Below are 6,431 nucleotides of genomic sequence, written 5' to 3' on the forward strand. Positions count from 1 at the left end.
CCCGTCCCTCCGGAGAAGTCTCGGCAAGGCGGCGTCGCCAGCAAAGCATACAGGCTCGTCATTGGGAGACCTCTTCGCTCCAATGAGATGCAAACCGAAGAGATCTCGACGTTTTCGGGCCTTCCTGCCCTGTCGCTTGACGCCCTCACTTCGGTCGCCTATGGTCCCGAAGCGATCATGGTGGTACTCGCTACCGCTGGCCTCAGCGCGCTCCACCTCGTTTTGCCTATCACCATAGCCATCGTCGCGCTACTGGTCATCCTCATCATCTCCTACCGTCAGGTCATCGATGGTTACCCCGAGGGTGGGGGCTGTTATGCAGTGTCGAAGGCGAACCTCGGGCGCGGCGTTGCCCTACTCGCTGGCGCAGCCTTGATTGTCGACTATACATTAACCGTTGCTGTGTCGATATCAGCTGGTGTCGAGGCACTCGTGTCGGCATTTCCGACGGTCGCCTCCTTGACGGTTCCGCTCTGCATCGCCATACTCGCCATCGTGACGCTCCTCAACCTCCGCGGGCTCGGTGATGCTGCTCGTGCCTTCTTTGGGCCAACAGCGATCTTCATCCTTGGAATTTTTCTCGTTATCTTCTTTGGTCTTGTCGACCCGCTGGACCCCCATGCTCGCCTCCAAGGGGTGTCACTCGTCACGCTCCACCCCATCGAGACAATCTCCATCCTTCTCATCCTCAAGGCCTTTTCATCGGGGTGCAGCGCCCTCACCGGAGTTGAAGCGATCGCCAACGGTGTCCCGACCTTTCGCAAACCCAGGGTTCGACACGCCAAGCGAACCGAACTCCTGCTTGGTGTGATCCTTGGCGTCATGCTGATAGGTCTGGCTATCCTTGCCGGACATTTCCACATTGGCCCACGGACCGACAACACGGTGCTCAATCAGATCATGGTCATCGCCATCGGTCATGGCGTCCTTTATTACATCATCGCTCTCGCAATCGTCCTCGAACTCGCCCTCGCAGCCAATACTTCCTTCGGCGGGCTTCCACTCCTCGGGGCACTACTCGCCCAGGACGACTATCTGCCCCACCTCATGAACCTACGCAGCGATCGTATGGTGCTTGCACGAGGGATCATCATTCTCAGCGTGCTCTCTGGACTGCTATTGATCGGTGTTGGGGGCAACACGAACACCCTGATTCCTATGTTTGCTATCGGCGTCTTTACTGGTTTTACGCTCGCTCAAGCCGGAATGGTGGTGCATTGGAGTCGTGCAAAGCCGCCACGGTGGCGCTTCAAGGCAAGCCTCAACGGTCTTGGGGCAGTCTTGACAGCCCTGGCTACCATCATTTTCATCGCCACCAAGTTCCTGGAGGGTGCATGGATTGTCATCATCGTCATTCCGCTCCTCATTCTCCTCTTTCGACGTATCAACGCCTATTACCAGCGCGTCCAACGCACCCTCGCCGTGGACACGAAACCAAGCGTGGATCGGGATGAATCCCTATTGGTCATCGTCCCAGTGACGAATATTTCACGACTGACAGCGACCGCTCTCGGTATGGCTGAGGAGCTCGGGCACGAACAGTTGGCGATCCGCATCCTCCTGCCCGACGATCACCAGCTGGCAACAGAACTCCAAAACAAGTGGGCTGACTGGGATCCTGGGGTGCCGCTGGAGTTGATCAAAACCGACTATCAGTCAATCACCCAACCTGTGAAAGCCTTTGTCATGAAGAAGTTGCTCGATCATGACCGCGTCATCCTATTGATACCTGTCGTTGAACCTTATAAGTTGCGCCATCGGCTCCTGCACAACCAGCTCAATCTCGTGCTCAGTTCAGCCTTTACCTCTGAACCGAGAGTCGTGGTTGCACGAGTTGTGCTCGTCATCGACGACCTCTCTGCCGCACCCAGTCAGAGACCAACCCCAGACGGCTGACGCCCATCCGAGCCGTTTCTCCATGCGTGCAGTAGATGAGATGCTCTTCCGAGCCGTCGGGGGATGACAACCGCCTTATACCCCCCTAGTGACCCTTCTCAGATGATTCCATCGCCGTTGGGGGTTGCCCGTCCACTGCTCAGCCGATCACGATAGGTCATCCAGGCATGGAGCAGGATCAAGAAGATCAGAATCGTGATGAGGTGGACACTCGTGCACCAGAGGCAGATCGCTCCGATCTCCACAATCTCGGCGTAGACCAGATAGAGGATGAACCCCACTCCCCCTAGTGCGACGATCAGGCGAATCAACTCAAAGGTCGTAGTCACCTTTGCTCTTGGCCACCAAGCAAGGACAGAGACGATGACGTAGTAACCAAGACCGAGCACGGCAACGGGGATGCCAACGATCATCGACTGTGGCGAGGTGGTGACCTCCTGGCAGTTGATGGTGGCGTTATCCGGGCACAGGAGCGATACCTTAGTGTCGTAGTGGGCGATAGTCAAATAGATCGCGACACCGACTGCCCCGAGGGCGAGAATACGCACCAGCCAGATCACCCACTGGGGGTAATCGGTTAGAGCTTCTTTTGGAGACTCTGAATGAGTGAGGTTTTGCATACCGATCCTGGTTGGTTATGGGTCATCACGCAGACCGCCGCGGTGATCTCGTTCACCGTCCCTCCAATGGACTTCGCCACCGGGGAACTCGGATCCGAGAGCGTCGCCGCGATGGTCTGCCAATTCAAGCCAGCGAGTACCTGGGGAGAGTAGCTCGCCCCATCGATCACAAACTTGTTGGCAAAATCGACAAACGGAATAGATCCATCATCCTGGGTTGTAGGGACATAGGGTGGCACATCGTAGATCTGGAGGAGGTCGTTCTCCTTCGCGGTGAGTGTCTGCAGTGGCGCATGGGTCCGTGTCTCTATCTCCCGAGTGACCAGCGACAGATACGGAGAGCTATAGCTCGCATGCACAAACGTAAAGGTATTCGTGTCAGGATAGACATCGGTACCGCTCGACTCCATCAGTTCTAGACCCTTAAAGGTCCCAAACTTCGAGAGTGCCCCAACGATGGCCCAGCGCTCAGCCGCGCAGTACGGGCAAAAGTCCGCCCCTACATAGAGCAGTTCAGGCTTGCCATTTAGCGTAAGCGGCCTACCCCCTTTGATCACCTGTGGAGGGGAGACCAACGCCGGGTTGACACCTACCTTAGTGAGCACACTCTCGGGGATGTCGGTGACGCGTGCTAACACATCCTGGGGCACTGCAGAGCCCAGCACCGCAGATGTCGGTGACGAGCTGGACTGATTGGATTTACGAGTGAAGAGAAAAGCCACAACGATGGCGGCGATGACGACCACCACGAGCCCGACCGCTAGCGGTCCCCGGCTTCGCTTGGTAGTGGTAGTTGGCATAGACTGCTCCTGTTGGTCAACAATACGACTGACTTGTCAGCCTACTTGCCCTACCGATACGCCACTCCGTCCGTCATATTCGACGCGTTCAGCGAGCTTGTCAACCTCTCATGATCATCAGTCGCAAAGGCGTATCACAAAGAGGTGGGACCACGACGGAACTAGCGAGCGCCACAGCATGATGGACCAAGGCGTTGAGGACGTTGATCAAAGACACTCGTCACGAGCTCATAGGGATGAGCCACCTCCCAAGCTACGAGGTCCGCACGGCTACCGTGTTCGAGGGAGCCGCGGTCGCTGAGCCCCAGCGCTTGGGCACCATGGCGAGTCACGCCAGCGAAGGCCTCGACCGGCCGCAGCCCATAGAGCGTCACGGCAAGGTAGGCGGCCAGCAAGAGACTGCTCGTCGGCGAAGTGCCAGGGTTGAGATCGGTCGCTACCGCCATCACAACGCCTTGAGCTCGCAACTCCGTCACAGGAGGGTTTGTGGGGAACCGCTTATGGAGCGAGGCGAATGGCAGCAACACCGCCACCGTGCCAGCCGACCGAGCAGCGACAATCGCAGCTTGCGAGAGGTGCTCGAGATGATCGATGGAACGCGCACCAAAGCGTGTGGCGAGCTCTCCTCCCCCGACCGCACCAAACTGGTCAACGTGGGCCCGCAGGGGCAACCCAAGCTCCTTGGCACGCATGAGGTACGGAACGATGACAGCCGGCGAGAAGCCCTCAGGATCAATAAAGCAGTCGACCATGTCGATCAACCCCTCGCCAGCCAGAATCGGCATCACCTCCTCGACAAGGAACGCGATGTAGTCGCTAGGGGCATCTGCGAAGGCGGCTGGCACCGTGTGTGCACCCAGGAAGGAGGTCACGACTTCGATGTCACGGTAGCCCGAGAGTTCTCTGGCAATCGCAAGGAGTCGACGCTCACCCTCCAGAGAAAGCCCATAACCCGACTTAATCTCGACGCTGGTGACGCCATGATCGGCCATCTGATCGAGGCGCCTTCGCGCCAATGTGACCAACGACTCTCGAGGGGCACTATTGGTGGCCGCCACCGTGGCCAGGATCCCACCCGACTGGAATCGGTGCTGATCCAAAGCAAGGGGATCACGTTCAGCTAAAAAATCCCCAAGCCGATCACCGGCGTAGATCAGATGCGTGTGACAATCGACGAGGCCCGGGGTGACGAGTCGTGATCCAAGATCGAGAAGCTCAAGTCGCCGGGGAAGATCTCCTCGCTCGCCGCGTGGGCCCGCAAAGGCGATCCTGCCATTTTGGATATGGATGAGCCCGTCTTGGACAAATCGAAGGGAGCCACTGGCATCCACATCGGCAAGTGAGCAGTTCCCAAAGAGTAGCTCCTCCATCTAGGCACCAACAGAGGGGAGTTTGAGTCCCCGTGCTCGGGCCTCCTCGATCGCCTCGTCGTAACCCGCATCAGCGTGTCGCATCACACCCGTACCTGGATCGTTAAAGAGAACCCGAGCCAGGCGACGATCCGCTTCGGCAGAGCCGTCGCAGACGATGACTTGACCGGCGTGCTGGGAGTACCCCATCCCAACCCCTCCACCGTGGTGCAGCGATACCCAGGTCGCACCGCCCGCAACGTTGAGCATCGCATTTAGGAGTGGCCAATCAGAGACCGCATCGGAGCCGTCACGCATCGCCTCGGTCTCACGATGAGGACTCGCTACCGAGCCGGTGTCGAGGTGATCTCGTCCAATCACAATCGGCGCTCGCAGCTCGCCACTGGCCACCATCGCATTAAAGGCTCGTCCTACCCGTGCTCGGTCTCGCAGGCCTAGCCAACAGATCCTTGCCGGCAATCCTTGAAACTTGATCTGTTCTCTGGCCATATCGAGCCAGTGGTGGAGATGCGGGTCGTCATCGACCAGCTCCTTGACCTTGGCGTCGGTCGCATAGATATCCTCGGGATCACCCGAGAGCGCCACCCATCGAAATGGACCATACCCTCGGCAAAACAGTGGTCGGATATAGGCGGGGACAAAACCAGGGATCTCGAAGGCACGTTCCACGCCAGCCTCATAGGCACCTTGGCGGATGTTGTTGCCGTAGTCAAAGGCGATCGCGCCCCGATCGACCATGCCAAGGATGGCCCGGATGTGCCGTCCCATCGAGTGCTTGGCATCGGTCACGAGTCGAGTGGGATCACTCGCACGGCGCCACTCATCGAGGCTATAACCCACTGGGAGATAACCTCGAAGGGGGTCATGAGCGCTCGTCTGGTCGGTCACCAGGTCAGGTACGATATTGCGCTCGACCATCTCCTCGATCACTTCGGCCGCATTGCCCAAAAGACCGACCGAGGTAGGATGGCCCGACCGTTTCGCCTGCTCGAGGAGGCCCATCGCCTCCTCGAGCGAGAGCGCACGATGTTGGAGGTAACCCGTCTGTATGCGCAGTTCGATACGACTCGGATCACACTCAATCGCCAGCATCGAGAAGCCGGCCATCGTCGCCGCCAACGGCTGGGCACCTCCCATACCACCAAGACCGGCCGTAAGAATCCAACGACCAAAGGGGTCGCCACCAAAGTGGGTCTGTGCTGCTGCGACAAAGGTCTCGTATGTTCCCTGAACAATACCTTGCGATCCGATATAGATCCAGCTTCCCGCCGTCATCTGACCGAACATCATCAAACCCTTGGCATCAAGTTCATCGAAGTGCTCCCAGTTCGCCCAGTGCGGGACCAGATTCGAGTTCGCAATCAAAACCCTTGGCGCATCCGGATGGGTGGGGAACACTCCCACCGGCTTGCCACTCTGCACAAGAAGCGTCTCGTCATCGCCCAACGTACGCAAGGTGGCGAGGATCCGATCGAAGGATTCCCAGTCCCTCGCCGCTCGTCCAATACCGCCATAGACAACAAGATCCTCCGGATGTTCCGCTACCTCAATATCAAGGTTGTTTTGGATCATTCGGTACGGTGCCTCAGTGAGCCAACTCCGACAGGTCAGCTCTGTTCCTCTCGGTGCCTTGATCGATCGGTCTGGATCGTGTCGATTTCCCATCAGTACTTCCCTTCTATCCTGGCGAGCGTAGCCCGAAGCTGCATGCCAAGCTCACGCCGCTCCTCGTCGATGTCGGTAGT

Annotated in this window: 5 protein-coding genes; 1 reads left to right on the top strand and 4 read right to left on the bottom strand. The window is 58.2% G+C overall.

Annotation, left to right across the window (positions count from 1 at the left end):
• Positions 1 to 87: 87 nt before the first annotated feature.
• Positions 88 to 1,896 (top strand): APC family permease, encoded by a 1,809-nt coding sequence (locus M7439_RS07625; protein WP_298347279.1) that lies wholly within the window; start codon positions 88 to 90, stop codon positions 1,894 to 1,896.
• A gap of 98 nt (positions 1,897 to 1,994) precedes the next feature.
• On the opposite strand, the gene M7439_RS07630 is transcribed toward M7439_RS07625, so the two are convergent.
• The 4 genes from M7439_RS07630 to hutU form a co-directional block, all read right to left on the bottom strand.
• Positions 1,995 to 2,516, bottom strand: a complete 522-nt coding sequence (locus tag M7439_RS07630; protein ID WP_298347281.1) for a vitamin K epoxide reductase family protein — start codon at positions 2,514 to 2,516, stop codon at positions 1,995 to 1,997.
• Positions 2,474 to 3,316 (bottom strand): DUF929 family protein, encoded by an 843-nt coding sequence (locus tag M7439_RS07635; RefSeq protein ID WP_308464440.1) that lies wholly within the window; start codon positions 3,314 to 3,316, stop codon positions 2,474 to 2,476. Before M7439_RS07635 ends, M7439_RS07630 begins: the two co-directional genes overlap by 43 nt.
• Before the next feature lie 161 nt (positions 3,317 to 3,477).
• Positions 3,478 to 4,686 carry an imidazolonepropionase gene (hutI, locus tag M7439_RS07640; protein ID WP_308464441.1) on the bottom strand — a complete coding sequence of 403 codons (1,209 nt, stop codon included), beginning with the start codon at positions 4,684 to 4,686 and terminating at the stop codon, positions 3,478 to 3,480.
• Positions 4,687 to 6,351, bottom strand: coding sequence for a urocanate hydratase (hutU, locus tag M7439_RS07645; RefSeq protein ID WP_308464442.1), 1,665 nt, complete (start codon positions 6,349 to 6,351; stop codon positions 4,687 to 4,689).
• Between the last annotated feature and the right edge of the window lie 80 nt (positions 6,352 to 6,431).

The sequence above is a fragment of the Ferrimicrobium sp. genome (assembly GCF_027319265.1).
In the GTDB taxonomy this organism is placed as follows: domain Bacteria; phylum Actinomycetota; class Acidimicrobiia; order Acidimicrobiales; family Acidimicrobiaceae; genus Ferrimicrobium.

Excerpts from the sequence above, each read along its gene's own strand:
- hutI (WP_308464441.1), bottom strand. The coding sequence starts at position 4,686 with ATGGAGGAGCTACTCTTTGGGAACTGCTCACTTGCCGATGTGGATGCC.
- M7439_RS07635 (WP_308464440.1), bottom strand. The coding sequence starts at position 3,316 with ATGCCAACTACCACTACCAAGCGAAGCCGGGGACCGCTAGCGGTCGGG.
- M7439_RS07630 (WP_298347281.1), bottom strand. The coding sequence starts at position 2,516 with ATGCAAAACCTCACTCATTCAGAGTCTCCAAAAGAAGCTCTAACCGAT.
- hutU (WP_308464442.1), bottom strand. The coding sequence starts at position 6,351 with ATGGGAAATCGACACGATCCAGACCGATCGATCAAGGCACCGAGAGGA.
- M7439_RS07625 (WP_298347279.1), top strand. The coding sequence starts at position 88 with ATGCAAACCGAAGAGATCTCGACGTTTTCGGGCCTTCCTGCCCTGTCG.